The organism is Pseudomonas sp. TZ252 (genome assembly GCF_056110345.1).
In genome coordinates this window covers 3,005,635-3,031,537 of the sequence record NZ_CM148566.1, presented here as the reverse complement: position 1 = coordinate 3,031,537, position 25,903 = coordinate 3,005,635, and the positions used below count along the sequence as shown (strand labels likewise).

The following is a 25,903-nucleotide window of genomic DNA, read 5'->3' as shown; positions in this document are numbered from 1 at the left end:
TCCATGTCCGCACTCTCCACTCTCGCCCAGCACGTCACCCGTCGCCCGCAACGCATCGCCCTGCTCGCGCAGATCGCCGAACTGGGCTCCATCACCCGTGCGGCGAAGGCCGTGGGCATCAGCTACAAGGGCGCCTGGGACGCCATCGACGAACTGAACAACCTGGCCGAGCGTCCGCTGGTCGAGCGTAGCGTCGGCGGCAAGGGCGGCGGCGGCGCCCGGCTGACCGCCGAGGGCGAACGCCTGCTGGCTCTCTACCGGCGCCTGGAAGCCTTGCAAGCGCAGGTGTTGCAGGCCGCGGAAGACGCCGAGGACCTTAACCTGATCGGCCGCCTGATGCTCCGCACCAGCGCACGCAACCAATTGCACGGGCGGGTCCTGTCGATCCATGGCGAAGGCTTCCACGACCGCATCGCCATCGAGCTGCCAGGCCAGCAACGCATCGAGGCGCTGATCACCCGCGCCAGCACCGAGCAACTCGAACTCGGTCGCGGCCGCCCGGTACTGGCGCTGATCAAGGCCGGCTGGCTGGACGTCGGGCTGGAACCGCGCGAGGACCAGCCGAACCAGTTGCACGGCACCCTGGAGGAAATCCTCGCGGCCAAGGCCGGTCCCAGCGAGGTGCGCATCGCCCTGGGCAGCGGTCTTACCCTCTGCGCGCTGCTGTCCGGCGAACGCCTGGCCAGCCTGGGGCTGAAGAAGGGCCAGAAGGTGATCGCCTCCTTCGATCCAGCCCAGGTCCTGCTCGGCACGCCGCTGTGAACCTGCCGGCCCGCGCCGGCTTGCGTACACTAGGGGTCTTTCGAGCCTTGGATGCCCCGTCATGTCCCATCCCTTCGACCAACTGACCCCCGACCTCGTCCTGGATGCCGTGGAAAGCCTCGGCTATCTCAGCGACGCACGGGTGCTGGCGCTCAACAGCTACGAAAACCGCGTGTACCAGGTCGGCATCGAGGACGGCGAGCCGCTGATCGCCAAGTTCTACCGACCGGACCGCTGGAGCGACGCGGCGATCCGCGAGGAGCACGCCTTCTCCGCCGAGCTGGCGGAATGCGAGGTGCCGGTGGTGGCGCCGCTGTCGCGCGACGGCGAAAGCCTGTTCGCATTCTCCGGCTTCCGCTTCGCCCTGTTCCCGCGGCGCGGCGGGCGCGCGCCCGAGCCGGGCAATCTTGACCAGCTCTACCGCCTCGGCCAGTTGCTCGGCCGCCTGCACGCGGTCGGCGCCACGCGGCCGTTCGAGCACCGCGAGGCGCTCGCTGTGGATAACTTCGGCCACGCCTCGCTGGCCACCCTGCTGGAAGGCAATTTCATCCCCAGGAGCCTGCTGCCGGCCTATGAGTCGGTCGCCCGCGACCTGCTGAAACGCCTCGACGCCCTGTTCGCCGAGGTGCCCTACCAGCCGATCCGCCTGCACGGCGACTGCCATCCGGGCAACCTGCTGTGCCGCGACGAGGTCTACCACATGGTCGATCTCGACGACTGCCGCATGGGCCCGGCCCTCCAGGACCTGTGGATGATGCTCGCCGGCGAGCGCCACGAACGCCTGGCGCAGATTGCCGAACTGGTCGACGGCTACAACGAGTTCCACGACTTCGACCCGCGCCAGCTACCGCTGCTCGAAGGCCTGCGCAGCCTCCGCCTGATGCACTACAGCGCCTGGCTCGCGCGGCGCTGGGACGACCCGGCGTTCCCGCCGAGCTTCCCCTGGTTCGGCAGCGAACGTTACTGGGGCGAGCAGGTGCTGGTGCTGCGCGAACAACTGGCGGCGCTGGACGAGGAACCGCTGCGGCTGTTCTGAGCCTCCTGCGGACGGGGCGAATGGCGCGCGGCGCTATCCGTCCCGCCGCGTGGCAGGCGAGGGAACGGCAAGTGTGCCGGTGCTTTTCCGCGGGAACTGTGCGCAGACAAGCTCGCCACCCCCCTACTAGAATTCACAGGTCATCCGCGCGTGCATACCGTGCACGGCCATTCTTACCTGCCTGACGTTTCAAGGATTCTCCATGGCGACCGCCAACCTCCGTCGGGGCTATGTCCTCGGCCTGACGGCTTATGTGATCTGGGGACTGTTCCCGCTCTACTTCAAACTGCTCGAACGCATTCCCGCGGTGGAAATCATCGTCCAGCGCGCGGTCTGGTCGGCCCTGTTCGGCGCCGTCCTGCTGCTGTTCTGGAAGCACCCGGGCTGGTGGCGCGAGCTGCGCCAGAATCCGCAGCGCTTCGTCGTGCTGGCCGCCAGCGGACTGCTGATCGCCAGCAACTGGATGACCTATGTCTGGGCGGTGAACAACGGCCACATGCTGGAAGCCAGCCTGGGCTACTACATCAATCCGCTGATCAACGTGATGCTCGGCATGTTGCTGCTCAAGGAACGCCTGCGTCCCCTGCAATGGCTGGCGGTGGCCCTGGCTTCGCTGGGCGTGGCGCAGCAGGTCTGGCAACTCGGCAGCCTGCCCTGGGTGTCGCTGGTGCTGGCCCTGACCTTCGGCTTCTACGGCCTGATCCGCAAAAAGGCGCCGGTCGCCGCGCTGCCCGGACTGGTGGTGGAAACCTGGCTGCTGCTGCCGCTGGCGCTGGTCTGGTTGCTGTTTTTCGCCGACGGGCCGACCAGCGAAACGGCTTTCTGGAGCACCCCGGAAGCCCTGTGGGTGGTCGCCGCGGGCCCGGTGACGCTGGTTCCGCTGGTCTGCTTCAACGCTGCGGCAAGGCACCTGCCCTACGCCACCCTGGGCTTCCTGCAATACCTGGCGCCGACGCTGGTCCTGCTACAGGCGATCCTGCTGTTCGGCGAGCATCTGGACTCCAGCCGCCTGACCGCCTTCGCTTTCATCTGGCTCGCCCTGGCCGTCTACAGCTTCGACGCCTGGCGCAGCCTGCGCCGCCTTCCCCAGCCGGGCTGACGTTATCCCCAGGCTTGCGGAACTCCGCAAGCCTGGCGAAAAAACACGCACTCCTTCCTATCCCCCGCCAATACTGACGCTCAGCGATCCACCCCAGGCTTTTCCACAGGATCATGCACGCACTTTGTGCATATACCTGCCTTCTCCTCTCCGCAGGCACGTGGATAACTCTTCGGAAGAGGCCCTGCAAAGCGCCTGATCAGTCTTTGAGCATACCGCTGCATGCAAGGCTTACCAAGGGTTACAACGATATACACAAGGCTTATCCACAAATCTGCCCAAGGCTTTTGTGAGCAACTGTGGATGAACCGGAAAAGCCATCGATCAAAAAACGTACGGATACCTGTAATACCGATGAATAAAGGCCTGCATGGATTTTTCCCCGGCTTACCCACAGACTGCTCCACGTTATTTGTGCACAGGGGCAACGATAGCGGCGAAGGTTAATCCACAAGCAAAAGCGCAAGAGAGGCTGCTCAGAAAACGATCAAACCCTTGTATCGCCCATGGATAAAGGCCTGCAAGGTTATCCACACAGAATACCCACAGGCTGGTCCACCTGGTTTGGGAATAACCGCAACGCAGCTGGTCAAAAAACGCGCTACGACCTCCAAGCCTCGCGGCGCCTGGGCTTCAGGGTTTCACCCAAGGCTTTTCCACAGGCCCGTCCCCGGCTTTCCTGAACAACTTCAGGACGCGTCCAGCACCAACTCCACCATCAGGTCGTCGGCCAGGTCTTCCAGTCGCTCGCGCAGGGTGTCCAGCGACAGGGTCAGCGGCACCGCCAGCAGCGCATCGGCATGGAACAGCGGTTCGCTGCTCATCGGCGCCGGGCGCACTTCGGTGGACAGGCTCTCCAGGTTCACCCCGTGCTCGGCCAGCAGCCGGGTGATGTCACGCACGATACCGGGGCGGTCGTTGCCCACCAGGTCGAGGTGGATAGGCTTCCAGTTGCATACCGGCTCGATCCCGCTTTCCGCCAGGAGCACGCGGATACCGTGGCTGGACAGGCCCTGTAGCCCTTCCACCAGTTCGTCGTAGCCTTCCGCCGGCACGGCCACCCGCAGTATCCCGGCGAACTGCCCGGCCATCCGCGACATGCGGCTTTCCAGCCAGTTGCCGCCGTGGGAGGCGATGCATTGGGCGATGCGCTCGACCAGGCCGGGATGGTCGGTGGCGATCACGGTCAGGACCAGGTGATCCATGAGCTTGCCTCCTGCTGGGACGAATGGGAGTTCAGAGCTGCAGCCAGTAAGTGTAGAACTGTTCGTTACGGACATAGCCGAGGCGCTCGTAGAGCGACTGCCCGGCGTGGTTGGTCTTCGCCGTCTCCAGTTGCAGGCCGCAGGCGCCCATGCTTTCGGCGAAACCCCGGGCCTGGTTCATCAGGGCCTCGCCGACGCCCTGGCGGCGCGCCTCCGGACGGACGTAGAGATCGCTGAGCAGCCACGAAGGTCGTAGCGCAAGGGAGGCGAACAGCGGATAGAGTTGGACGAAGCCCAGCGCCCGCGCCTCGGCATCCCTGGCCAGGAACAGGGTCGAATCGCCCTGGCGCAGGCGCTCGGCGAGGAATGCGCGGACCTGCTCTTCCGGCGCCGGCACTTCGTAGAAGTCGAGGTAGGCGGAAAACAGCGGAACCAGGTCGGCGAGATCGGCGAGGGATGCGGCATGGACGGGCATGGCGAGGCTCCTGGGGCGATTCCGGGAGTATAGGCAAGGCGCTCGCAGCGCAGTGAAACATCCTGCGACGCCGCGCCGCAGTTGGGCTCGCGATAAATCGTGTACTGTTTTTAGATTTATCTGGAACAAAGTACAGTTTTTTTGCGAACATTGAGCCTGGCCAACGTGACCGTGAAGCGTCATCCAGTCGTAACGCGACGCGTAACCACTGATTTTTCCCGCGGCATCATGTAGTATGCCGCGGCTCGGACTACAAGGCCGTGCGGCCCGGGTCCAGAGCTGGTCTAGAGCAGAGTGAGGCAAACAATGACTGAACGCGTTCAAGTCGGTGGCCTGCAGGTCGCCAAAGTCCTGTTCGACTTCGTGAACAACGAAGCCATCCCCGGAACCGGCGTCTCTGCCGACACGTTCTGGACCGGTGCGGAGGCCGTGATCAACGACCTGGCGCCGAAGAATAAAGCCCTGCTCGCCAAGCGCGACGAACTCCAGGCCAAGATCGACGGCTGGCACCAGGCTCGCGCCGGCCAGGCCCACGACGCAGCTGCCTACAAGGCCTTCCTCGAGGAAATCGGCTACCTGCTGCCCGAGGCGGAAGACTTCCAGGCCGGCACCCAGAACGTCGACGACGAGATCGCCCGCATGGCCGGCCCGCAGCTGGTGGTGCCGGTGATGAATGCGCGCTTCGCCCTCAACGCCTCCAACGCCCGCTGGGGCTCGCTGTACGACGCACTCTACGGCACCGACGTGATCAGCGAAGAAGGCGGCGCCGAGAAAGGCAAGGGCTACAACAAGGTTCGCGGCGACAAGGTCATCGCCTTCGCTCGCGCCTTCCTCGACGAGGCCGCGCCGCTGGAGTCCGGCTCCCATGTCGACGCCACTTCCTACAGCGTGAAGAACGGCGCGCTGGTCGTCGCGCTGAAGAACGGCAGCGAAACCGGCCTGAAGAATGCTGGCCAGTTCCTTGCCTTCCAGGGCGACGCCGCCAAGCCGCAAGCGGTACTGCTCAAGCACAACGGCCTGCACTTCGAAATCCAGATCGACCCGAGCAGCCCGGTCGGCCAGACCGATGCCGCAGGCGTGAAGGACGTGCTGATGGAAGCCGCCCTCACCACCATCATGGACTGCGAGGACTCGGTCGCCGCGGTCGACGCCGACGACAAGGTAGTGATCTACCGCAACTGGCTGGGCCTGATGAAAGGCGACCTGGCCGAGGAAGTCAGCAAGGGCGGCAGCACCTTCACCCGCACCATGAACCCGGACCGCGTCTACACCAGGGCCGACGGTTCCGAACTGACCCTGCACGGCCGCTCGCTGCTGTTCGTGCGCAACGTCGGCCACCTGATGACCAACGATGCGATCCTCGACAAGGACGGCAACGAAGTGCCGGAAGGCATCCAGGACGGTCTGTTCACCAGCCTGATCGCCATTCATGACCTGAACGGCAACACCAGCCGCAAGAACAGCCGCACCGGCAGCGTGTATATCGTCAAGCCGAAGATGCACGGTCCGGAAGAAGCCGCCTTCACCAACGAGCTGTTCGGCCGCGTCGAGGACGTCCTCGGCCTGCCGCGCAACACCCTGAAGGTCGGCATCATGGACGAGGAGCGCCGCACCACCGTGAACCTGAAGGCCTGCATCAAGGCGGCCAAGGATCGCGTGGTGTTCATCAACACCGGCTTCCTCGACCGCACCGGCGACGAGATCCACACCTCCATGGAAGCCGGCGCCGTGGTGCGCAAGGGCGCCATGAAGTCGGAGAAGTGGATCGGCGCCTACGAGAACAACAACGTCGACGTCGGCCTGGCCACCGGCCTGCAAGGCAAGGCGCAGATCGGCAAGGGCATGTGGGCCATGCCCGACCTGATGGCCGCCATGCTCGAGCAGAAGATCGGCCATCCGCTGGCCGGCGCCAACACCGCCTGGGTCCCGTCGCCGACCGCCGCGACCCTGCACGCCCTGCATTACCACAAGGTCGACGTGTTCGCCCGCCAGGCCGAGCTGGCCAAGCGCACCCCGGCCTCGGTGGACGACATCCTGACCATTCCGCTGGCGCCGAACACCAACTGGACCGCGGAAGAGATCAAGAACGAGGTGGACAACAACGCCCAGGGCATCCTCGGCTATGTCGTCCGCTGGATCGACCAGGGCGTCGGCTGCTCCAAGGTGCCGGACATCAACGACGTCGGTCTGATGGAAGACCGCGCCACCCTGCGCATCTCCAGCCAACTGCTGGCCAACTGGCTGCGCCACGGCGTGATCAGCCAGGAGCAGGTGGTCGAGAGCCTCAAGCGCATGGCCGTGGTGGTCGACCGGCAGAACGCCAGCGACCCGTCCTACCGGCCGATGGCGCCGAACTTCGACGACAACGTCGCGTTCCAGGCCGCCCTGGAGCTGGTGGTGGAAGGCACCCGGCAGCCGAACGGCTATACCGAGCCGGTCCTGCATCGCCGCCGCCGTGAGTTCAAGGCGAAGAACGGGCTATAGGCCGTTCGCCGCAGCGCAACGAAAAGCCGCCCCGAGGGGCGGCTTTTTCATTTCTTCGGGTAGCCATGCACACGCTCCCAACAGTCGTCGCGCAGCTCCTCGGCGTGGCTACGGATGCTGTCCCAACCGTTCTGCCGCAGCGCCTCCCGGGCCTCTCGACGTACCGCCTGCCATCCGGGGTGGGCATAGATGTCGAAGTCGAAGCAGCCCAGCGCTTCCTCGGGCAGCTCGTTGCACAGCGCCCAGACACGCCTCAAGGCATCGCGAAAACTCCCGGCCTGGCGACCCGGACAGCCTTCGAGCCACTCGTGCAACGGCACGACCTTCTCCGACCAGGTAGAGCAGCCCGGGCAACTGCCGATGGTCTCTCTCTGCATGGCACCGTCAAGGGCCAGGAAATCGAGCGCCAGGAACGCCTCTGCGCTGAGCAGGACCCATCGATGCTCATCCTGCCCGTACCACGTCCAGATGAAACTGCCCGGCTCGTTCATGTCGGCTCCTGCGCCGAGGGAAAAGGCGCGACGATAGCGTAATCAGTCTGCGCCGAGAAAGCTCAGCACCGCGCCTTCGAACGCCTGCGGGAACTCGACGTTCGACAGATGCACCGCCGGCAGCGTAACCAGCCTGGCCCCGGCAATCGACGCGGCGATCAGCTCGCCGTGGCTGGCGGCGGTGACCGTGTCGTACGCCCCTGCGATCACCAGGGTCGGCCGCTCGATCCGCGCCAGTTGCGCGCGCAGGTCGGTATCGCGCACCGCCGCGAAGGAGCCGGCCAGGCCGTGCCGGTTGGTGGCCATGAGCATCGCCCGGAAGCGCTCGACGACGGGCTCGGCGCGCTCCAGCAGCGCCGGCGGAAACCAGTTGCCGAGGAAGCCCGCGGCGGTCTCGCTCATGTCCTCGGCCTGCAGCACCGCGGCGATGCGCTCGTCCCACTGCGCCGCCGGGCCGAGCCAGGCCGAGGTGTTGGCCAGCACCAGCCGCTCGATCCGCTGCGGCGCATGCAGCGCCAGCCACTGGCCGACGATCCCGCCCAGGGACAGGCCGAGGAAATGCGCGCGCCGTACCTCCAGCGCGTCGAGCAGCTCCAGTACGTCCTCGCCCAGCCGGGCCAGGGTGTAGGGCCCCGGCGGCACGCTGGAGGCGCCATGGCCGCGGGCGTCGTAGCGCAGGACGCGGAAGTGCCGGGTCAGTGCCGGGAGTTGCGCATCCCACATGTGCAGGGTGGTGCCGATGGAGTTGGAGAGCGCCAGCAGCGGTTTCTCTGCCGCACCATCCAGGCGATAGGCGAGGCTGGCGCCGTCGCTGGTAGCGAGAAAAGACAGGTTGCCCATGGGAGCCTCCGGGGTCAGGGTGATTGCCATGCACGCCAGGCTAGTTGCGACGGTCCCTGGGAAAAACTACAAAGAATGGAACGACTCTGTCAGGGAAGCTGACATGCACGACTTCACCCTCCACGACCTCCAATGCTTCGACGCGGTGGTCGACGCCGGCGGCTTCCAGGCCGCCGCACAGCGCCTGCACCGCTCCCATCCGGCGGTGTTCGCCGCCGTTGCCCGGCTGGAGCGCCAGCTCGGCCTGGTGCTGCTGGAACGGGGCGGCTACCGGGTCGGCCTGACCGCCGCCGGTCGCTCCTTCCACCAGCGTGCCCAGGCCCTGCTCTACGAACTGGAAGGGCTGCGTGGCCACGCCGCGCACCTGGCCCAGGGCGAGGAAAGCGAGCTGCGCGTGGTACTGGGCGACCTCTGCCCGCCGCGCCCGGCCCTGGCGCTGCTCGCAGGGTTCTTCGGCAGCCAGCCGCAGACCCGCCTGCAATTGCTGTTCGAAACCGTCAGCGGCCCGCTGGAGCGCCTGCTGGACGGCGAGGCCGACCTGATCCTGCATCGCGTGGACAAGTCCGACCCACGCCTGGAATGGCTCGACCTGTGCAGGGTCGGGCTGGTCCCGGTCATCGCGCCGGGCCTGCTCGGCGATCCTCCGCCGCGACCGGTGCGCCCGGAGCAACTGCGCCCCTTCGCCCAGTGTGTGATGCGCGACAGCGCCCGCCATTCTCCGCCGACGGACTATTTCATGCTCGCCGGCGCGCGACAGTGCAGCGTGCCGGACCAGCGAACGAAGAAAGAGGTGATCCTCCAGGGCCTCGGCTGGGGGCACCTGCCGGACTTCCTGGTAGACGAGGAACTGGCCGACGGCCGCCTGCTCGCACTGGCCGGGCCGCATCTGCCAGGACGCAGCGAAGAGGTGGTGGCGGCGCGCCGGCGCGATCGCGCGCAGGGCCCGGTAGCGGAACGCCTGTGGGCGTTCCTGCGGGACAACGCTACAGCGCTACGGGAGAGCGGCATGGATACCGGTGGCGATGACTCGGCAGGCGCCAGGCGTCCTCGGTGAGAAACTGGCGGATATCGCCAGGCGCTATTCGCCCTACCCCCACACACTCCCCCGGCATCAACGTCGGCTTGCCGCCAGCTACTCCGCCATCTTGCGCAACGCCTCGCCATCCAGGCGATAGCGCACCCACTCGTCCTGCGGCAGCGCGCCGATGGAGCGGTAGAAGTCGATGGCCGGCTGGTTCCAGTCCAGCACGCTCCACTCCAGGCGTCCGCAGTCGTTGGCCACGGCCTCGCGGGCCAACTCGCGGAGCAGCCGGCGACCGGCGCCGACGCCACGGTATTCCGGGGTGACGTAGAGGTCTTCGAGGTAGATGCCGTTGCGCCCCAGCCAGGTCGAGTAGCTGTAGAAATACACCGCATAGCCGATCGGCCGGCCCTCGCTCAGGCACATCAGCGCGCGGGTCGGCGAGCCTTCGGCGAACAGGCTGCGGCGGATGCCTTCGACATCGGTGACCACCTCGTGGCGGGCGCGCTCGTAGTCGGCCAGTTCGATGATGAAGGCAAGGATCTGTTCGGCGTCGGCCGGTACGGCGGGACGGATTTCGAGAGTCATGGGCAACCTTCCGGTGGGGGATCCGGCCATCCTAGTGCGACTGCTAAGATGCATGAAGTGCATTCTTCTCATCGGCAACTGAATAACATGCATCCCCTGCTGCGCCGCCTCGATCTCAACCTCCTGCTTGTCTTCGACGCCCTGTATCGCCACCGCAACGTCGGCACCGCAGCCAGCGAACTGGCGATCAGCGCCTCGGCCTTCAGCCATGCGCTGGGGCGCCTGCGCCAGGGGCTGGACGACGAGCTGTTCCTGCGCCAGGGCAACCGCATGCAGCCGACCCAGCGTGCCGAGCACCTGGCCGCTGCGGTGGCCGCCGCTCTGCGCGCCCTCAGCGAGGGGCTGGAAGAGTGGCGGCCGTTCGTACCGGGACAGAGCCAGCGCACCTTCGTCTTCGCCGCCACCGACTACACCGCCTTCGCCCTGCTTCCGCCGCTGATGAACCGCCTGCAGCACAGCGCGCCCGGAGTGCGCCTGCGCCTGGTCAATGCGGAACGCAAGCTGTCGGTGGAGGCCCTGGCCAGCGGGCGGATCGATTTCGCCCTCGGCTACGACGAGGAACACGAGCGCCTGCCCGAAGGCATCCAGGCCCATGACTGGTTCGCCGACCGCTACGTGGTGGTAGCGCGGCGCGACCACCCGCGCCTCGCCGGGGCGCCGACGCTGGAGGGCTACCTGGCCGAACGGCATGCGGTGGTGACGCCGTGGAACGAGGACAGCGGGGTGATCGACCGGCTGCTGGCCCGCTCCGGCCTGCGTCGCGAAGTGGCGGTGCAACTGCCGACGGTGCTGGCGGCGCTGTTCCTGGCAGGCTCCACCGATTTCCTGCTCACCGCTCCGCGACATGCCGCACGGGCCCTGGCGGAAGCCGCCGGCCTCGCCCTGTATCCCGCGCCGTTCGACATTCCGCCCTACGTGCTGCGGCTCTACAGCCACGTCCAGCATGTCGGGCGTGACGCCCATACGTGGATGATCGGGCAGTTGAAGGGCCTGGATATTTCCCGGACGGGCTGAGCTTCGCGCCGCGCACCGTCGACGGGCGCGGCGGTAACACTGGGCACAATTATTGTGCACAATTTTCCCAATGCGGCCTCCTGGCGTCCCGCTTTTTTCCCCTCTCCCTCGTCCGTCCGCATAAGCCTATGAATCGGTTCGAAATTCTTACCTGATCGAAGCGACAGCTTTTTCCCAAGCGGTTTCAGGGGCTTGCCGCCGAAAGGCCGGTTTCCGCAGAGCGCGGAAAATTCGGTCGAGGATCGGTTGGCACATAACTGGCTTAAATCTTCGAAATTCTTGTATACAAAAACAACAGACGAACCCGACCTCGCGCCGAGTTCTTCCGACTGCCGGAGGAGACCGCCATGTCCAGCACCCCGAAGCCGCCCGCCTCGCCCCGCGAGTTTTCTCCCTCGCTGCTCGACCTCGGCACCCTGGAAAGCCTCGACAGCCTGCCGCGCGCCGGTCAGCGGAGCGCGGAGTTCTCCGCCTCACTGCTCGACCTGGGCACTCCGGCCAGTCTCGACTGCCTGCCACGCGCCAGCCATCACGCCGGCCCCGAACTGCCGCCGCTGAGCCCGCGCCTGTACAGCGCCGATCTCGCCCCGACCAAGGCCGAAGGGCGCCGCTGGGGACGCTACAGCCTGTTCGCGCTGTGGACCAACGACGTGCACAACATCGCCAACTACTCCTTCGCCATCGGCCTCTTCGCCCTCGGCATGAGCGGTGCGCAGATCCTCGCCGCGCTGGCCCTGGGCGCGCTAATGGTCTACGGACTGATGAACCTGTCCGGCTACATGGGCCAGAAGACCGGGCTGCCCTACCCGGTGATGTGCCGCATCGCCTTCGGCATCCACGGCGCGCAACTCCCCGCGCTGATCCGCGCGGTGATCGCCATCGCCTGGTTCGGCATCCAGACCTATCTCGCCTCCATCGTCCTGCGCGTGCTGCTGACGGCGATCTGGCCGGGGCTCGCAGCCTACGACCAGGACGCCATCCTCGGCCTGTCGAGCCTGGGCTGGGCGACCTTCGTCGCCATCTGGTGCGTGCAACTGCTGATCTTCGCCTACGGCATGGAGATGGTGCGTCGCTACGAATCCTTCGCCGGACCGGTGATCCTGCTCACCGTCGCCGCCCTCGCCGCCTGGATGTACCTGCGCGCCGGCGCCTCCATCGCCTGGTCCAGCGGCGAACCCATGAGCGGTTCGCAGATGTGGTTGAAGATCTTCGGCGGTGCGGCGTTCTGGGTGACCCTGTACGGCACCATGATCCTGAACTTCTGCGACTTCGCCCGCGGCTGCCCGGACCGCCGCACCATCAGCGTCGGCAACTTCTGGGGGCTGCCGGTGAACATCCTGCTGTTCGGCCTGTTCGCGGTGGTCCTCGCCGGCGCCCAGTTCAGGATCGACGGCCAGCTCATCCAGAGCCCCACCGACATCGTCGCCGCGATCCCCGACACCCTCTTCCTGGTGCTGGCCAGCCTGGCGCTGCTGATCGTCACCGTGGCGGTGAACATCATGGCCAACTTCGTCGCCCCGGCCTACGTACTCACCAACCTGGCGCCGAACCTGCTGAACTTCCGCCGCGCCGGGCTGATCAGCGCGACCATCGCGGTGCTGATCCTGCCCTGGCACCTGTACAACAGCCCCGGGGTGATCCTCTACTTCCTCGGCGGCCTCGGCGCGCTGCTCGGCCCGCTGTACGGGATCATCATGGTCGACTACTACCTGGTGCGGAAAGGCCGAGTGAACCTGCCGGAGCTGTACACCGAAAGCCGCGCCGGCGCCTATCACTACGCGCGAGGGGTGAACCCGCGGGCCATCGCCGCGTTCGTCCCGGCGGCGATCATCTCCACCCTGCTGGCATTGTTGCCGGCATTCGCCGAGCTATCGCCGTTCTCCTGGTTCTTCGGCGCCGGCCTGGCCGGCCTGATCCACTACGCCCTGGCCAAGCGCCGCACGGCCTACCGCGAAGTTTCCGGCGAAGCGATCGCGGTGGACAGCGTGCAGCACTGACGGATACCTGGCCGGCCTGGGCGCGACACCCGCCTAGGCCGGCAGTAGCGCCTGCAATTCTTCCTCGATCGCATCCAGCGCCTGGAACGACCGCTCGACGCGGGCCACCGCGACCGCCCCCTCCAGCGCCGCGAGGATCAGCCAGGCACGCGAGGCGGCGAGCTTTTCCGCCAGTCCGTCGGCGCGCAACGCACGCTCGATGCTGGCGTGCCAGGCGCGGAGCGCCCGGCGGCATTCAGCGTGCACCGGGGCCAGCTCGGCGTCGATGCTCAGGCTGGTGGAAAGCACCGGGCAGGCCTCTTCGAAACGCGAATGCTCCAGCCAGCCACGCAGGGTCGCGGTGAACTGGCGGAGGACGTTGCGCGCATGGGGGGCCTGGGTCCCGGCGCGGTCGAGGAAGGACGCCACCTCGTCGGCGACGAAGCCGATCGCGGCGCTGGCGATCTGCGGCTTGCCCTCGGGGAAATAGTGATAGAGCGAGCCTTTCGGCGCCTCGGCGCGAGCGATGATGTCGCTCAGCCCGGTGCCGAAATACCCGCGGCTGGCCAGCAGCGAGGCGGTGGCATGGACGATCCGTTCGGCGGCATTGGACTTCTTCGGCAAACCTGACTCCCCAACTCACGGCAGACGACCGGGCAAGCATGCCCGAGCCTCAGGGCAGATGAAACACGCCGCTGGCGCTGGCCACCAGGCGCTCGCCGCTGTGCAGCCGGGCCGAGGCGAAGGCCATGCGCTGGCCGAGCTTGTCGACCCGGGTATGCACCTCCAGCCAGTCGCCGACCCGCGCGACCCCGCAGAAGTCCAGGCGCAGGCCGACGGTGACCATCGGCTGCGGCGGTTCGCGGGAGAACGCCATGGCGTAGCCGAGGCCAACGTCGGCCAGGGTCGAGAGCAGGCCGCCGTGGGCGGTGCCACCGTGGTTGCAGTGCTTTTCGTCGATGCGCAGCGCCACCACCAACTGGCGCTGGGCGTCCTGCCGGCAGAAGAAAGGACCGAGCAGGTCGAGCAACGGACTGCTGCGGAACAGCGGCTGGAACCCTTCGGGGACGTTCATCACGGTGCGGCCTCCGTTTTATATAGACTGGTCTATATAAAATATGCCCGGACGCTGAATCCACCAGCGCCGCGAAGGTCTTATCGAGGCGCTGAATGGCGCTTCATCAGGACGGCGCCCTGGGCGCCGCCCGCACTCCCTCTCAGCGGCTCATCGGACCGCGCACCGGCCGCTCGCGGGCGTGGCTGGTCGCGCTGAGCGGCGCGCCGGCCTCGCGCAGCGCCTGGCGCTGTTCGGCGACCGGGGTCTGCGCGGTGGCCTTCTCGAAACGCGCCAGATGCTGGAAGGCCGGCAGGGCGAAAGCGTCAGCCAACAGGCGCGCCAGGCGCGGCCAGCGCTCGCCGTCGACCTGGTAGCGCGCCAACTGGGCATTGCGGAACAGGCAGGCGACGGCGACATCGGCGATGGACAGCTCGCCGCACAGCCAGCCGCTCGGCGGGATCCGCCCTTCCAGGTAATTGCAGATCGACGGCAGGTCTTCGTCGTAGGTGCGTTGCAGGATCGCCTGGTCGGGTTCGCGCTGCCAGATGCCGCGGTTGATCACCAACTGGTGGAACAACTGCCAGATGATCACCTGGCCCAGCCGCGAATCGGCGTACTCCTCCAGCCAGCGGGCCTGGGCGCGCTGGCCGATGTCGGCGGGATACAGGCTCGGCTGCGGGTAGCGCTCCTCCAGGTACTGGCAGATCACGCTGGAATCGTTGAGGACGAAGTCACCGTCCACCAGCACCGGAATCTGGCGCAACGGACTGAGGCGCTCGAAGGCCTCGTCGCCGAAGAACGGCACGATGGGGTCGATGCGGTAGGCGATGCCTTTCAGTTCCAGCAGCACCAGCACCTTGCGCACATAGGGGGACAGATAGGAACCGATGATCAGCAAAGGTTCGGCCACGGCGAGACTCCTGTTCTTGTTATGGGAACACCGATCCTCCGGCAAACCAGCGGGACGACTCAAGTGGCTTCCCGACGGACGCCAATTGCAGGGATAGTCGCACTTTGCGATCATTTGCGAATAATTCTCGTTTTTCCATTCAATCCCGTTTCGGGATGGGGAGCGGTCGTGTCGGCGGGTGACGTCAGCAACAGCGAATTCGTGGGTAGCCTGTACCGGGACCACCGCGGCTGGCTGCTTGCCTGGCTGAACCGCAACCTCGGCTGCCGCCAGCGCGCCGAAGACCTCAGCCAGGACACCTTCGTTCGCCTCCTCGGCCGCCCGGAGCTGCCCGGCCTGCGCGAACCGCGCGCGTTCCTGGCGAAGGTGGCGCGCGGTCTGATGATCGACCACTTCCGCCGCGCCGCCCTTGAGCAGGCCTATCTCGCCGAACTGGCGCTGATTCCGGAAGCGGAGCAGCCTTCGGCCGAAGAGCAGTACCTGATTCTCGAGGACCTCCGCGAGATCGATCGCCTGCTTGGCACGCTGTCGCTGAAGGCGCGTAGCGCGTTTCTCTATAGCCGCCTGGACGGCATGCCCCACGCGGAGATCGCCGAGCGTCTCGGAGTCTCGGTGCCGCGCGTGCGCCAATACCTGGCCCAGGGTCTGCGCCAGTGCTACATCGCCCTCTACGGAGAGCCCCGGTGAGCGCCGACGATCGTCATTCGCCGGTACGCGCGCGGGTGCTCGACGAAGCCATCGCCTGGCAATTGCTGCTCGACTCCGGCGAAGCCCATCCCGACGATCACCGCGCCTTCCACCGCTGGTACGCGGCGCATCCCGAACACGAACGCGCCTGGGAACAGCTCGGCGGCCTCGACCGGCACCTGGCGAGAGCCGCCAACGGGCCGGCACGCAACGCCCTGCTGTCCGGCAACGCACGCTTCAAGCGCCGCCTGCGCCGGCTCGGCGGCAGCGCCCTGGGGCTAGTGCTGGCGCTGGGCGTCGGGCTCGGCGTGGCCAACCGCTACGTCCCGGTCCGCTACCTGCTGGCCGATGCCTACAGCGCCACCGGCGAGCAGCGCGAGCTGACCCTCCCGGATGCCACCCATGTGCGCCTGAACAGCCGCAGCGCCATCGACGTCCGCTTCGACGGCGAACGCCGCCAGGTCGTGCTACTGGCCGGCGAGATCCTGGTGGAAACCGCCCATGGCGACCCGCGCCCCTTCGTGGTCAGCAGCGCCGATGGCGACATGCGCGCCCTCGGCACGCGCTTCCTGGTGCGCCGCGAGGAACCCGGCACGCGCCTCACCGTGTTGCAGTCGGCGGTGGCCGCGCGCGCGGAAACGCTCAGCGAAGAGCGTGTGATCAAGGAAGGCCAGCAGGTGCTGATCCTGCCGCAAGGCCTGCAGGCCAGCGAAGCGGCCCCGGCCCTGGCCGGCGCCTGGGCACAAGGCATGCTGGTGGTAGAGAACGCCCGGCTGGCCGACCTGGTGGCGGAACTGGGGCGCTATTCGCCGGCGCTGCTGCGGGTCGACCCGAGCATCGCCGACCTGCGCGTCACCGGCAGTTTCCCGCTGAAGGACACCCGCCTCGCCCTTCAGGCTTTGGAGCCGAGCCTGCCGGTGCGCAGCGTAAGGCACAACGCCTGGTGGTTCGAAGTGGTGCCACGCTGAACCGAACGGGCCGGCGAAAAATTTTTCCCGCCGTCCCTATCACTTTTTCCGATTCGTCCGGCAAGGAGGCATTGAGACTCGTTTCCATCCAGGAGCCCCGCACATGCCCCGCCCGACGTTCCGTCCCGGCCTGCTCGCCCTAGCCATCGCCCTCGCCGTTCCCGCACCCTTCCTCCACGCCGCCCCGGCCGAACAGGCCAGCGTGCGCGACTACCGCATCGCCGCCGGGCCGCTGGCAGGCACCCTGAACCGCATCGCGGCCCAGGCCGGCCTGGTCCTCACCCTGGACCCGGCGCTCGCCGAAGGACGCAGCGCCCACGCCGTGCAAGGTCGCTTCGACGCGCCCGGCGCATTGCGCGAAGCGCTCAAGGGCAGCGGCCTGGAACTGGTGGAAAATGCCGGCGGCACCTACAGCCTGCGCAAGGTGCCGGAAGACACCCTGTCGCTGCAGGCGATGACGGTCAGCGGCGCCGAGGAAGACCCACTGGGGCCGACCAGCGGCTACGTGGCCAAGCGCAGCATGACCGGCACCAAGACCGATACGCCGATCCTCGAGACCCCGCGCTCGATCTCGGTGGCGACCCGCCAGCAGATGACCGACCGCGCCGTGCACAACCTCGACGACGCGGTGCGCTACATGCCCGGCGTCGTCGCCAGCAGCTTCGGCAGCGACACCCGCTCCGACTGGTTGAAGGTGCGCGGCTTCAAGCCGACCCAGTTCCTCGACGGCCTGCCGATGGCGGTCGGCGTCTACAACAACCCGAAGCTGGAAACCTGGAACCTGGAGCGTGTCGCCCTGTTGCGCGGCCCGGCCTCCTCGGTCTACGGCCAGACCCCGCCGGGCGGCATGCTCGACATGGTCAGCCTGCGTCCGCAGAACGTCGCCAGTCACGAGGTGAAGGCCGAGGTCGGCAACTACAACCACAAGCAGGTCAGCTTCGACAGCACCGGCCCGCTCGACGACGAGGGACGCTTTCTCTACCGCGTCTCCGGCGTGGTGCGCGACAGCAACACCCAGGTCGACCATATCGACGACAAGCGCTACAACATCGCCCCGAACCTGACCTGGAACATCGACGACAACACCAGGCTGACCTTCCTCGGCCAGTTCAACCGCGACGATACCGGCATCACCAGCCAGTTCCTGCCGCTGCGCGGAACCAAGTACGACGCGCCGTTCGGCAAGGTTTCCCATCACAAGAACCTCGGCGATCCGGACTGGGAATACTACGACCGCACCTACTACTGGCTGGGCTACGCCTTCGAGCGGCGGATCAACGATGTCTGGCAGTTCCGCCAGAACCTGCGCTACCTGCGCAACGACCTGTCGTTCCAGGGGATTACAGCGGGCACAGCTCATGCCGACGGCACACTGGAACGCAGCACCACCTCGGTGGATGAAGACGTCAGTCAGTTCGTAGTAGATAACAACTTCCAGGCCGACTTCGAAACAGGCGCCCTGCGCCACACCCTGCTGCTAGGCCTGGATCACAACCGCACCGACAACCAATACACATCGATCTTTGGCAGCGCGCCGCCGAGCAACGTCATCAACCCGATCTACGGCCAGCCGATCGTCAAACCGGATCGTTCGACGGCCTTCTACGACTACAAGCAGAAGACCTACCAGACCGGCCTCTACGTCCAGGACCAGATCGCCCTCGACAACTGGCGCCTGACCCTCGGCGGTCGCGAGGACTGGGTGCACACAGGCGCCACCTTCTACAACAAGGGCGACGCCACCAATACCAGCCGCGACAAGAAGTTCAGCGGCAACGCGGCGCTCAGCTACATCTTCGACAATGGCGTGGCGCCCTATATCTCCTATGCGGAGTCGTTCCAGCCCACCACTGGCGCCGATATGAACAGCACCAGTTCGCTGAAGCCGACCGAAGGCAAGCAATGGGAAATCGGCGTGAAGTACCAGCCGGTAGGCTCCGACTCGCTGTTCACCGCCGCGGTCTATGACCTGCGCCAGGAGAACGTCAGCGTGTCGCAGAACATAGGCGGCACGCCGGTCACTTCGCAGACGGGCGAAGTGAAGGTCTCCGGGATAGAACTGGAAGCCACCAGCAACGTCACCGACAACCTGAAGATGATCGGCGCCTATAGCTACGCCGACACCGAAGTGAAAAAAGGCCAGTACGCAGGCAACCGCCTGCAACAGGCGCCGCGCAACCAGGCCTCGCTATGGGCCGACTACACCTGGCACGAGGGTACGCTGAACGGTTTCAGCGTGGGTGCCGGCGCCCGCTACGTAGGCTCGACCTACGGCGACCAGGCCAACACCTACGACGGCTACGCCGGCTCGTACACCCTGTACGATGCCGCCGTGCGCTACGACCTGGGCCAATTTAACGGCAGCCTGAAAGGCGTCAGCGTGGCGGTCAATGCCAACAATCTGTTCAACAAGGACTACCTGGCGTCCTGCGACGGCTACTACTGCTACTACGGCGACCAGCGCAGCGTGGTGGGCAGCGTCAGCTACAAGTGGTGAACGACGCGTCACAGGTGCGTAACGGCGGATAACCGCTTCGCGGTTATTCGCCCTACCGCAGAACGTACCTTCCGGGCACCGGATGCCCTCCTCCCGCCTGAGGGAGAGGGCCGGGATATCGGCAGCCGGCGCAATGGGGAGGACCTGCATTCCGGGCGCCGGAGATCATCGTTCACCCCGCGATCCGACCCCACAGCGCGCTGGCGTCGTCGTGGATCTTGAAACGCGGGAAAGCCAGGGCCTGGTCGTCGCCCTGTTCGATCTCGCGCAACTCGTCGAGCATGGCGCTCACTCCGACGTCCTCGAGGCGCCGCAGCAACTGTTCGTCGGTATAGCGGCGGAAAGGCTCGACCAGCCGGTCGAAGCCGTCGGTCATCAGCACGAAGGAACGCAACGCGGCGAGCGGCAAGGTCTCGCGCTGCACCTGGCCGAGCCAGCGGTCGCTGATGTCCAGCGCCCAGTAGCCCTCGGGCTTGTTCATCAGCAGGCGGTTCTGCCGCACGCGCGGGCGGCTGGCCTTGAACAGTTCGGCGTGATCCCACTGCGGATGTTCCTCGCGCATCCGGCAGAAATGCGCCAGGGATTGCCGATCCAGTTCGTGTAGGGCCGAATCGCCGAAGCTGCGTACCTGGCCGTCGGCGCCTTCGACGAGGATCCGGCTGTCGCCGATGTTGAGCAGTTCGATTTCTCCGCCGCGAATCCGCAGCAGGCTCAGGCAGGCCGCCGGCATGTCTTCGAGGTCGTGCCAGTCGCGGCCGCTCTGGGCGCGGAAGTCGCCCTGGATATCGTTGAGCAGGCGCCGCAGCAGGGTCTCGCTGGATTGCTCGGGCTCGACTTCCAGCAGCAACCGCAGGTGCCGGTCCACCGCCTGGGCCAGCCAGCGCGCGTCGCTTTCCACGCCCAGCACGCTGCGACCGATGCTGGTGGCACCGTCGATCACCCAGGCGGCCTGCGCCGTGCAGCCCAGCGCATCGTCGTTCACCGCGCCCCCCGCGCGGCATTCCGCCCCGAGTATTTCCACTGTGGCCATTCGCAGTTCCTCCTATGCTCAATGCGCTGCCAGAATAGCAAGACAGAGCCTTTCCACGTTCCGCTCGTCGTTCCGGGAGAACCGTATGCGTCACCTGCCCTACCCGCTGCTGGGCCTGTTCCTGGCCCTGTCGTCGACCGGCGCCGCCCTGGCCGGCGAACAGTACTACCCGCTGGACAAGGGCTCCGCGCCCTACGCGGTCGCGCCCAGTGCACAGGGTGCGGTCTGGTACGGCGCGGACGGCGGGCATTCGCTGGGGCGCCTCGACCCGACCAGTGGCGAGAGCGTGCAGGTGCCGCTCGGCGAAGGCGCGCGGCCGCGAGCCATCGTCAGCGACGAGAGCGGCAACGCCTGGGTGCTCGACAGCGGCCTCAACGCCATCCTTCGCATCGGCGGCGAGCGCCTGGGCAGCGAACGTTTCCCGCTACCGGCCAAGGCCGCGCCGGCCGGGCTCGAGTCCGCGGTATTCGACGACGACGGGCGCCTCTGGTTCACCGGCAGCCGCGGCTTCCACGGTCGCCTCGACCCAGCCAGGCGCCTGGTGGAGGTCTGGCCCTCGCCCCAGGGCAAGGCGGCGAACGGCATCTGCGTCACCCCGGACGGCGAGGTCTGGTACGCGCAGGACGACGCGCTGGTGCATGTCGATCCGCTCGACGGCAGCACCGAGCGGTTGCCCGCGCCTGAAGGCACGAAGGCCTTGCGCGGGATCGGCGCCGACTCCATCGGCAGGCTCTGGGCCAGCGACAGCGGTGGCGCCCGGCTGTACCGCTACGATCCCAGCGATGCCTCGTGGCAGAGCTGGCCGCTGCCGGACAGCCAGGCCCGCCCGGACAGCCTGCGGGTCGACGCCATGGACCGTGTCTGGCTGCACGACGCCGCCAGCGGGGCGCTCTTGCGTTTCGACAGTGAGCAGGCGACATTCCGCGTCCTGCCCAGCGACCGGCCGGCGCCCGGCAACGCCCTGCTCGGCGGTCGCCCCGGAGAAACCTGGAGCGCCGAGCCTGCCGCCGATCGTCTGCGCGTCGTCCGCGACTGATCCTTCCAAGGAGCCCGCATGAGCGCTACCCATACGCTGTTCTACGCCGCCGCCTCGCCCTTCGTGCGCAAGGTCCTGGTCCTGCTCCACGAAACCGGCCAACGCGAGCGCGTGGCGCTCGAGGAAGTCACGCCGACGCCGGTCGCGCCCATCCGGCAGCTCAACGCCAGCAACCCGGCCGGCAAGATTCCCGCCCTGCGCCTGCCGGACGGCCAGGTGCTGCACGACAGCCGGGTGATCTGCGACTACTTCGACCAGCAGCACGTCGGCGAACCGCTGATCCCCCGCGAAGGCAGCGCCCGCTGGCGACGCCTGACCATCGCCTCGCTGGCGGACGCCGTCCTCGACGCCGCGGTGCTGTCCCGCTACGAAACCTTCGTCCGCCCCGAGGAGAAGCGCTGGGACACCTGGCTCGAAGCACAGCGGGAAAAGATCGGGCGGTCCCTGGCGTGGCTGGAGGGCGACTGCATCGCCGAACTGCAGGCGCGCTTCGACATCGCCGCCATCGGCGTCGCCTGCGCCCTGGGCTATCTCGACCTGCGCCAGCCGGAGTGGGACTGGCGCGGCCGCTACCCACGACTCGCCGCCTGGTTCGCCGAAGTCAGCCAGCGCCCGTCGATGCAGGCCACCCGCGCCTGACCCCGAGGCCCGCCGACGCCTGCTGCCGCCGCAGGCGTTCGGCGCGTTGCAGCCAGGCCGCCGAGGGGCCGGGGAACAGCAGGCCGATCCGCGCCGCCAGGCGCTCGCCGTCGCGACGGTCGTCGCGCAGGCCGACATAGCCATTCATTTCCAGCACACCAGGCGGAACAGCAGCAGGCCCAGCAACAGCGCGCTCTGTCCGAGCCCCATGCAAAGCTCCAGGAAGGAGCGCACGTGCGGATTGCCGGCGGCGCCCTCGATGCCGCTGAGGCCTTCCCAGAATCCGTCCGGCATCAGCACCAGCATGGCGTGGGCCAGGGGCTTGCCGCTGGCGATCCAGTACTCGATTAGGCCGAACTTGCCGAAGAACAGCAGGAAGATCAGGATCACGCCGCTGACCAGCAGGCCGAGGGCGGCACAGAGGGTGAACTCGAAGAACAGGCGCATGCTTTTCCTCCTTGGAAATCGGCGGCGGCCGGCGCCGCCGCCCTCGTCGTCAGGCCTTGGCGGGTACGGCCGGGAGGTCCTTGCGGCCGACCCCGTACCAGTCCAGGCGGCGGGTCAGCACCATCACCGCGGCAAGTACCGCGAACAGCAGCAGCGAGCCCATCAGCAAGGCGTAGTCCTCCGCGCTCAGCAAGCCGTAGAGCAGGCCGTACAGCCCTGCCAGGCCGACGCTGAAGCCCAGCCCTCGGGCCACGCTGCGCAGGACGAAGCACAGGTAGAAGCCGATCAGGCCGACACAGGCTCCGGCGGAGACCAGGTAGGCCAGCTCGAAGCCGACGTGCTCGGCCAGCGACAGCAGCAGCAGGTAGAAGAACGCCAGCGCCAGGCCGACCAGCGCGTACTGGACCGGGTGTACCGCCAGGCGTTTGAGCACCTCGAAGAGGAAGAAGCCGGCGAAGGTCAGGGTGATGAACAGCAGCGCGTACTTGATCGCGCGGTCGGCCTTCAGGTACTGGTCCACCGGATCGACCAGGCCGACGCCGAAGGCGCGCGCCTGGAAACCGTCGCAACGCTGCTCCTCCACGCAACTGCGCAGCGCCTCTTCCATGTTGGTGGCGAAGAAGCTGGTCTGCCAGCGCGCGGTGAAGCCCTGGGCGGTGATCTCCCGCTCGCTGGGCAGGAACTCGCCGCCGAAGCTCGGGTGCGGCCAGTCGGCCTTCAGGATGACCTGGCTGTCGCGGCCCACCGGCACGATGTCCAGCCGCTCGCTGCCGAGCAACGACAGGTCGAAGGCGTACTCCAGGCGCTGCGCCTGGCGCCCGTCGACGCCTTGCAGCGGTGCGTGCACACCGCTGCCGAGCAGGCCGACCCGGCTACCCGGCTCGAAGTCGACGCTGGCACCGTTGAGGGACAGGCGCAGGGCATTCTCGATGCCGCGGATGTCGCTGATGCCCATCGCCAGGAACGGCGTTTCGAACTGGTAGTCCTCCAGGTCTTCTTCGATGCCATAGTGCGCAGGCACCTGGAAGTAGCCGGCGACCTTGTTGTCGACGTGGTACAGGCGCGCCTGGTAGATGCCACGGTAGCGCAGCTCGGTGCGCATCTGCCCGTCGAGGGCGAAGCGGTCGGGCAGGAAGTACAGCTCGCCACGCTGCTCGCGCTCCTGCAACACGCGCTTCTCGGTCTTCTCCTCGGTGACCCACTCGCGCACCGTCCTGCGGTACGGCACCACCAGCAGCGGGCCGGTGAGGCGCTGGCTGTAGCTGGAGCTGCGGGCGATATCCTGCAGCACGCCGTCACGAACCTCCTGGCGATCGCGGATCAGGCCGTCGATCATCAACAGGGGAATCAGCAATAGCAGGATGAGTAGGGCGATGGCGCCGAGCTTGTAGGCCAGCGTGCGGTTCATGGGGGGACTCTCCGTCGGGGTGATGGCGGAAAGTCTGCGGCGCCGCGATGGCGGGCTTCGGGTCGCCGTGTGGAGAGTCGATGGAGTTTCCGTGGAGACGCCTCAGCCGCGCGGCAGCCAGAGCAGCGCCTCGACGCCGTCGTCGCGGTTGCCGACCTGCAACCGGCCGCCATGCAGTTGCGCCACCTCGGCGACGAAGTTCAGTCCCAGCCCGGTGCTCTTGCGCCCGCTGGCCGGGCGCGGCAGCGAGTAGAAGCGTTCGGTGAGGCGCGCCAGGGCGTAGTCGGGAATCGCCGGCCCCTGGTTGAACAGGCGCAAGGCGATACCCTCGCCGTCGGCCTCGGCGAGCAGGCGAAGGATGCCGCCGGGCGGGGTGAAGTCGAGGGCGTTGTCGAGCAGGTTGGCCAGCGCCTGGCGCAGCAGGAACTGCTCGCCGCGAACCTCGCAGGGACCTTCCAGGCGGTTCTCCACCCGCAATCGCTGGCGCTGGATACGCGCCGCCTGGCCTTCCAGCAGGGACGCGGCGATCTCCCGCAGGTCGACCTTGCCGACCTCCTCCAGACCTTGCCGCTGCTCCACCTGGGCCAGGCTCAGCAGGCGCTCGATCAGTTGTTGCAGGCGCTCGCTCTCGCCGGCGATGTTGCCGACGAAGCGCGCCCGCTGTTCGGCCGGCATCTCGCCGTCGAGCAACTCGGCGGCGCCACGGATCGCCGCCAATGGGCTCTTCAGTTCGTGGGTCAGGGTATGCACGTAGCGCTCGACGTAGTCCTTGCCTTCCAGTTGCGTGCGCATGCGTTCCACCGCGTCGGCCAGTTGCGCCATCTCGCCGCCGCGATAGCGCGGCAGCTCGGCGCGGCGCCCCTCGCTGACCGCCTGGGCGTACTGGGTGAGGCGCCGCAGCGCGCCGCTGAGCCACCAGGAGAGCAGGCCGCCGACCAGCAGCCCGAGGGCGATCAGCCCGGCACCGAGCCAGGCCAGGCGCCGCTGCGAGCGGTCGATGTAGGGTTGCAGGCTGCTGTTCGGCTTGGCCACCGAAACCACCCCGATGATCTTCCCGCCATCCTTGATCGGCGCCGCCACGTACATCACCGAGGAATCCGGGTCGTCCGGGTCTTCGCGGCTGGAGCGCGCGCCGTACTGGCCCCGGAGAGTCAGGTAGACGTCGTTCCAGCGCGAATAGTCCTGGCCGACGGCCACCCCGGCGGAGTCCAGCAGCACCTTGCCGCTGGCGTCGGTGACGTAGATGCGGTGGTTCACCGCCTCCTTGCGCAAGCCCCAGATATCCGCCTGCGGCACCCGCTTGCCGTAGTCCTCGAGCATCTCCGGCAGGTCGCTCTGTGCCAGGGTGCCGTTCTTCACGTCCTGGCGGAGGATCTCGGCGAGCAGGTTGGCGGTGTCCACCAGGGTTTCCTCGGTGGACTGGCGCACGCCGGGGCGCACTTCGTCCATCACCGTGCTCAGCACGAAGTAGCCGGTGAGACCGACGAACAGGAAGTAGACCAGGAAGATCCGAACGCCGAGCGGCATCAGGCGTGGTCCGGGCTGTAGCTGTAGCCCAGGCCGCGATGGGTCTGGATCGCTTCGCCGCGTTCGTTCACCTGGCGCAGCTTGGCGCGCAGGCTCTTGATGTGGCTGTCGATGTTGCGCTCGTAGCCGGCCTCGCTGGCGACGCCGAGGGCGTCGAGCAACTGCTCGCGGCTGAATACCCGCTCGGGCTGCCCGAGCAGCGTCTGCAACAGGCGGAACTCGTGGCGGGTGAGGTTGAGCGGGGTGTCGCGGTAGTGGATCCGCACGCGCTCCTCGTCGACCTGGAACGGCCCGCTCGGCGCGGCCCCTTCCAGCGCCGCCGGGCGCGGCGCCATGCGCTTGAGGATGGCCTTGACCCGAGCCGCCACCTCGCGCGGGCTGAACGGCTTGACCACGTAGTCGTCGGCGCCGATCTCCAGGCCGACCACGCGGTCGATCTCGGCATCGCGCGCGGTGAGGAAGATCACCGGCACCTCGGAGAACCGCCGCAGGCGCTTGCAGGCCTCGAAACCGCTGATGTCCGGCAGACCGACGTCGAGGATCAGCAGATCCGCCGGCTGGCGCTCCTGCAACGCCAGCGCCTCGCCGGCGAGGGTCACCCAGGTGGTGGTGAAGCCTTCGGCCTGCAGGGCGTATAGCAGGGTGTCGGCAATCGCGGCTTCATCTTCGACGATCAGGATATGCGGCATGGTGTGACGGCGGCTGA

The 25,903-nt window shown here is 67.2% G+C and carries 26 protein-coding genes; 12 read left to right on the top strand and 14 right to left on the bottom strand.

Translation table 11 applies throughout. From position 1 onward, the window contains the following. Positions 1-3 precede the first annotated feature (3 nt). The 3 genes from ACYAF3_RS13920 to rarD all read left to right on the top strand — a co-directional run bounded on the left by ACYAF3_RS13920 (position 4) and on the right by rarD (position 2,897). Positions 4-762, top strand: coding sequence for a TOBE domain-containing protein (locus ACYAF3_RS13920; RefSeq protein WP_003084796.1), 759 nt, complete (start codon positions 4-6; stop codon positions 760-762). A 61-nt stretch (positions 763-823) separates the two neighbouring features. Continuing rightward, positions 824-1,798 carry a serine/threonine protein kinase gene (locus ACYAF3_RS13915; protein WP_003084794.1) on the top strand — a complete coding sequence of 325 codons (975 nt, stop codon included), beginning with the start codon at positions 824-826 and terminating at the stop codon, positions 1,796-1,798. A gap of 202 nt (positions 1,799-2,000) precedes the next feature. Continuing rightward, complete coding sequence (gene rarD / locus ACYAF3_RS13910; RefSeq protein WP_003103301.1) at positions 2,001-2,897, top strand: EamA family transporter RarD; 897 nt, start codon at positions 2,001-2,003, stop codon at positions 2,895-2,897. A gap of 689 nt (positions 2,898-3,586) precedes the next feature. Here the strand turns inward: rarD and ACYAF3_RS13905 are convergent. Both ACYAF3_RS13905 and ACYAF3_RS13900 read right to left on the bottom strand, forming a co-directional pair. Then, positions 3,587-4,102 carry a glycine cleavage system transcriptional repressor gene (locus ACYAF3_RS13905; RefSeq protein WP_003084789.1) on the bottom strand — a complete coding sequence of 172 codons (516 nt, stop codon included), beginning with the start codon at positions 4,100-4,102 and terminating at the stop codon, positions 3,587-3,589. Positions 4,103-4,133: 31 nt separating this feature from the next. Then, on the bottom strand, positions 4,134-4,577 hold the full coding sequence (locus ACYAF3_RS13900) for a GNAT family N-acetyltransferase (RefSeq protein ID WP_003160880.1): 444 nt from the start codon (positions 4,575-4,577) through the stop codon (positions 4,134-4,136). A 306-nt stretch (positions 4,578-4,883) separates the two neighbouring features. Between ACYAF3_RS13900 and ACYAF3_RS13895 the strand changes: the two genes are divergently transcribed. Further along, positions 4,884-7,061 (top strand): malate synthase G, encoded by a 2,178-nt coding sequence (locus ACYAF3_RS13895; RefSeq protein ID WP_003105217.1) that lies wholly within the window; start codon positions 4,884-4,886, stop codon positions 7,059-7,061. Positions 7,062-7,108: 47 nt separating this feature from the next. Here ACYAF3_RS13895 and ACYAF3_RS13890 read toward each other — a convergent pair whose 3' ends face one another. Both ACYAF3_RS13890 and pcaD read right to left on the bottom strand, forming a co-directional pair. Then, on the bottom strand, positions 7,109-7,552 hold the full coding sequence (locus ACYAF3_RS13890) for a hypothetical protein (RefSeq protein WP_003160881.1): 444 nt from the start codon (positions 7,550-7,552) through the stop codon (positions 7,109-7,111). Between the two features lie 42 nt (positions 7,553-7,594). After that, positions 7,595-8,392 (bottom strand): 3-oxoadipate enol-lactonase, encoded by a 798-nt coding sequence (pcaD, locus tag ACYAF3_RS13885; protein WP_003105224.1) that lies wholly within the window; start codon positions 8,390-8,392, stop codon positions 7,595-7,597. 103 nt (positions 8,393-8,495) lie between these two features. Here pcaD and ACYAF3_RS13880 point away from each other — a divergent pair, with 103 nt between their 5' ends. Then, positions 8,496-9,446: a LysR family transcriptional regulator gene (locus ACYAF3_RS13880; protein ID WP_003160882.1), complete on the top strand. Its 951-nt coding sequence runs from the start codon at positions 8,496-8,498 to the stop codon at positions 9,444-9,446. A 78-nt stretch (positions 9,447-9,524) separates the two neighbouring features. Here ACYAF3_RS13880 and ACYAF3_RS13875 read toward each other — a convergent pair whose 3' ends face one another. Beyond that, positions 9,525-10,001: a GNAT family N-acetyltransferase gene (locus ACYAF3_RS13875; protein WP_003084777.1), complete on the bottom strand. Its 477-nt coding sequence runs from the start codon at positions 9,999-10,001 to the stop codon at positions 9,525-9,527. Between the two features lie 87 nt (positions 10,002-10,088). Here ACYAF3_RS13875 and ACYAF3_RS13870 point away from each other — a divergent pair, with 87 nt between their 5' ends. Both ACYAF3_RS13870 and ACYAF3_RS13865 read left to right on the top strand, forming a co-directional pair. Continuing rightward, positions 10,089-11,015, top strand: a complete 927-nt coding sequence (locus ACYAF3_RS13870) for a LysR substrate-binding domain-containing protein (protein ID WP_033956671.1) — start codon at positions 10,089-10,091, stop codon at positions 11,013-11,015. A gap of 347 nt (positions 11,016-11,362) precedes the next feature. Further along, positions 11,363-13,012 carry an NCS1 family nucleobase:cation symporter-1 gene (locus tag ACYAF3_RS13865; protein ID WP_073663949.1) on the top strand — a complete coding sequence of 550 codons (1,650 nt, stop codon included), beginning with the start codon at positions 11,363-11,365 and terminating at the stop codon, positions 13,010-13,012. 33 nt (positions 13,013-13,045) lie between these two features. Here ACYAF3_RS13865 and ACYAF3_RS13860 read toward each other — a convergent pair whose 3' ends face one another. From ACYAF3_RS13860 to ACYAF3_RS13850, 3 genes are all read right to left on the bottom strand, one after another. Further along, on the bottom strand, positions 13,046-13,615 hold the full coding sequence (locus ACYAF3_RS13860) for a TetR/AcrR family transcriptional regulator (protein WP_003084771.1): 570 nt from the start codon (positions 13,613-13,615) through the stop codon (positions 13,046-13,048). Positions 13,616-13,664: 49 nt separating this feature from the next. Continuing rightward, the gene (locus ACYAF3_RS13855) at positions 13,665-14,069 is read right to left on the bottom strand and encodes a PaaI family thioesterase (RefSeq protein WP_003118845.1); all 405 of its coding nucleotides are present in this window, start codon (positions 14,067-14,069) and stop codon (positions 13,665-13,667) included. A 139-nt stretch (positions 14,070-14,208) separates the two neighbouring features. Then, a complete protein-coding gene (locus tag ACYAF3_RS13850; RefSeq protein ID WP_003121781.1) occupies positions 14,209-14,958 on the bottom strand; it encodes a glutathione S-transferase family protein in 750 nt (249 codons plus the stop codon). A 168-nt stretch (positions 14,959-15,126) separates the two neighbouring features. On the opposite strand from ACYAF3_RS13850, the gene ACYAF3_RS13845 reads away from it, so the two are divergent. From ACYAF3_RS13845 to fiuA, 3 genes are all read left to right on the top strand, one after another. Continuing rightward, positions 15,127-15,645: an RNA polymerase sigma factor gene (locus tag ACYAF3_RS13845; RefSeq protein ID WP_058158179.1), complete on the top strand. Its 519-nt coding sequence runs from the start codon at positions 15,127-15,129 to the stop codon at positions 15,643-15,645. Further along, positions 15,642-16,613 (top strand): FecR domain-containing protein, encoded by a 972-nt coding sequence (locus ACYAF3_RS13840; RefSeq protein ID WP_003105235.1) that lies wholly within the window; start codon positions 15,642-15,644, stop codon positions 16,611-16,613. The genes ACYAF3_RS13845 and ACYAF3_RS13840 overlap by 4 nt, the downstream gene beginning before the upstream one ends. A 103-nt stretch (positions 16,614-16,716) precedes the next feature. Then, on the top strand, positions 16,717-19,110 hold the full coding sequence (fiuA, locus tag ACYAF3_RS13835) for a TonB-dependent ferrichrome receptor FiuA (protein WP_033956674.1): 2,394 nt from the start codon (positions 16,717-16,719) through the stop codon (positions 19,108-19,110). A 172-nt stretch (positions 19,111-19,282) separates the two neighbouring features. Here the strand turns inward: fiuA and ACYAF3_RS13830 are convergent, their stop codons facing one another. Next, positions 19,283-20,140: a PP2C family serine/threonine-protein phosphatase gene (locus tag ACYAF3_RS13830; RefSeq protein ID WP_003099950.1), complete on the bottom strand. Its 858-nt coding sequence runs from the start codon at positions 20,138-20,140 to the stop codon at positions 19,283-19,285. Positions 20,141-20,225: 85 nt separating this feature from the next. On the opposite strand from ACYAF3_RS13830, the gene ACYAF3_RS13825 reads away from it, so the two are divergent. Further along, positions 20,226-21,176, top strand: a complete 951-nt coding sequence (locus ACYAF3_RS13825; protein ID WP_023081624.1) for a Vgb family protein — start codon at positions 20,226-20,228, stop codon at positions 21,174-21,176. A gap of 18 nt (positions 21,177-21,194) precedes the next feature. Further along, positions 21,195-21,815, top strand: a complete 621-nt coding sequence (locus tag ACYAF3_RS13820; protein WP_003113265.1) for a glutathione S-transferase — start codon at positions 21,195-21,197, stop codon at positions 21,813-21,815. Here ACYAF3_RS13820 and ACYAF3_RS13815 read toward each other — a convergent pair. From ACYAF3_RS13815 to creB, 5 genes are all read right to left on the bottom strand, one after another. Beyond that, positions 21,778-21,963, bottom strand: a complete 186-nt coding sequence (locus ACYAF3_RS13815; protein WP_003084739.1) for a hypothetical protein — start codon at positions 21,961-21,963, stop codon at positions 21,778-21,780. The two genes, ACYAF3_RS13820 and ACYAF3_RS13815, sit on opposite strands and share 38 nt — an antisense overlap. After that, positions 21,960-22,262, bottom strand: coding sequence for a hypothetical protein (locus ACYAF3_RS13810; protein ID WP_003084737.1), 303 nt, complete (start codon positions 22,260-22,262; stop codon positions 21,960-21,962). Before ACYAF3_RS13810 ends, ACYAF3_RS13815 begins: the two co-directional genes overlap by 4 nt. A 49-nt stretch (positions 22,263-22,311) precedes the next feature. Then, entirely contained in the window at positions 22,312-23,670 is a 1,359-nt protein-coding gene (gene creD / locus ACYAF3_RS13805) for a cell envelope integrity protein CreD (RefSeq protein ID WP_023109575.1), read from the bottom strand. 102 nt (positions 23,671-23,772) lie between these two features. Next, positions 23,773-25,197, bottom strand: coding sequence for a two-component system sensor histidine kinase CreC (creC, locus tag ACYAF3_RS13800; protein WP_003113267.1), 1,425 nt, complete (start codon positions 25,195-25,197; stop codon positions 23,773-23,775). Beyond that, positions 25,197-25,886: a two-component system response regulator CreB gene (gene creB, locus ACYAF3_RS13795; RefSeq protein WP_033944966.1), complete on the bottom strand. Its 690-nt coding sequence runs from the start codon at positions 25,884-25,886 to the stop codon at positions 25,197-25,199. Before creB ends, creC begins: the two co-directional genes overlap by 1 nt. Positions 25,887-25,903 lie beyond the last annotated feature (17 nt).

What these genes read in the sequence shown, in the direction of transcription:
- ACYAF3_RS13920 (WP_003084796.1), top strand. Translation starts at nt 4, where the DNA reads ATGTCCGCACTCTCCACTCTCGCCCAGCACGTCACCCGTCGCCCGCAA.
- ACYAF3_RS13915 (WP_003084794.1), top strand. Translation starts at nt 824, where the DNA reads ATGTCCCATCCCTTCGACCAACTGACCCCCGACCTCGTCCTGGATGCC.
- rarD (WP_003103301.1), top strand. Translation starts at nt 2,001, where the DNA reads ATGGCGACCGCCAACCTCCGTCGGGGCTATGTCCTCGGCCTGACGGCT.
- ACYAF3_RS13905 (WP_003084789.1), bottom strand. Translation starts at nt 4,102, where the DNA reads ATGGATCACCTGGTCCTGACCGTGATCGCCACCGACCATCCCGGCCTG.
- ACYAF3_RS13900 (WP_003160880.1), bottom strand. Translation starts at nt 4,577, where the DNA reads ATGCCCGTCCATGCCGCATCCCTCGCCGATCTCGCCGACCTGGTTCCG.
- ACYAF3_RS13895 (WP_003105217.1), top strand. Translation starts at nt 4,884, where the DNA reads ATGACTGAACGCGTTCAAGTCGGTGGCCTGCAGGTCGCCAAAGTCCTG.
- ACYAF3_RS13890 (WP_003160881.1), bottom strand. Translation starts at nt 7,552, where the DNA reads ATGAACGAGCCGGGCAGTTTCATCTGGACGTGGTACGGGCAGGATGAG.
- pcaD (WP_003105224.1), bottom strand. Translation starts at nt 8,392, where the DNA reads ATGGGCAACCTGTCTTTTCTCGCTACCAGCGACGGCGCCAGCCTCGCC.
- ACYAF3_RS13880 (WP_003160882.1), top strand. Translation starts at nt 8,496, where the DNA reads ATGCACGACTTCACCCTCCACGACCTCCAATGCTTCGACGCGGTGGTC.
- ACYAF3_RS13875 (WP_003084777.1), bottom strand. Translation starts at nt 10,001, where the DNA reads ATGACTCTCGAAATCCGTCCCGCCGTACCGGCCGACGCCGAACAGATC.
- ACYAF3_RS13870 (WP_033956671.1), top strand. Translation starts at nt 10,089, where the DNA reads ATGCATCCCCTGCTGCGCCGCCTCGATCTCAACCTCCTGCTTGTCTTC.
- ACYAF3_RS13865 (WP_073663949.1), top strand. Translation starts at nt 11,363, where the DNA reads ATGTCCAGCACCCCGAAGCCGCCCGCCTCGCCCCGCGAGTTTTCTCCC.
- fiuA (WP_033956674.1), top strand. Translation starts at nt 16,717, where the DNA reads ATGCCCCGCCCGACGTTCCGTCCCGGCCTGCTCGCCCTAGCCATCGCC.
- ACYAF3_RS13830 (WP_003099950.1), bottom strand. Translation starts at nt 20,140, where the DNA reads ATGGCCACAGTGGAAATACTCGGGGCGGAATGCCGCGCGGGGGGCGCG.
- ACYAF3_RS13825 (WP_023081624.1), top strand. Translation starts at nt 20,226, where the DNA reads ATGCGTCACCTGCCCTACCCGCTGCTGGGCCTGTTCCTGGCCCTGTCG.
- ACYAF3_RS13820 (WP_003113265.1), top strand. Translation starts at nt 21,195, where the DNA reads ATGAGCGCTACCCATACGCTGTTCTACGCCGCCGCCTCGCCCTTCGTG.
- ACYAF3_RS13815 (WP_003084739.1), bottom strand. Translation starts at nt 21,963, where the DNA reads ATGAATGGCTATGTCGGCCTGCGCGACGACCGTCGCGACGGCGAGCGC.
- ACYAF3_RS13810 (WP_003084737.1), bottom strand. Translation starts at nt 22,262, where the DNA reads ATGCGCCTGTTCTTCGAGTTCACCCTCTGTGCCGCCCTCGGCCTGCTG.
- creD (WP_023109575.1), bottom strand. Translation starts at nt 23,670, where the DNA reads ATGAACCGCACGCTGGCCTACAAGCTCGGCGCCATCGCCCTACTCATC.
- creC (WP_003113267.1), bottom strand. Translation starts at nt 25,197, where the DNA reads ATGCCGCTCGGCGTTCGGATCTTCCTGGTCTACTTCCTGTTCGTCGGT.
- creB (WP_033944966.1), bottom strand. Translation starts at nt 25,886, where the DNA reads ATGCCGCATATCCTGATCGTCGAAGATGAAGCCGCGATTGCCGACACC.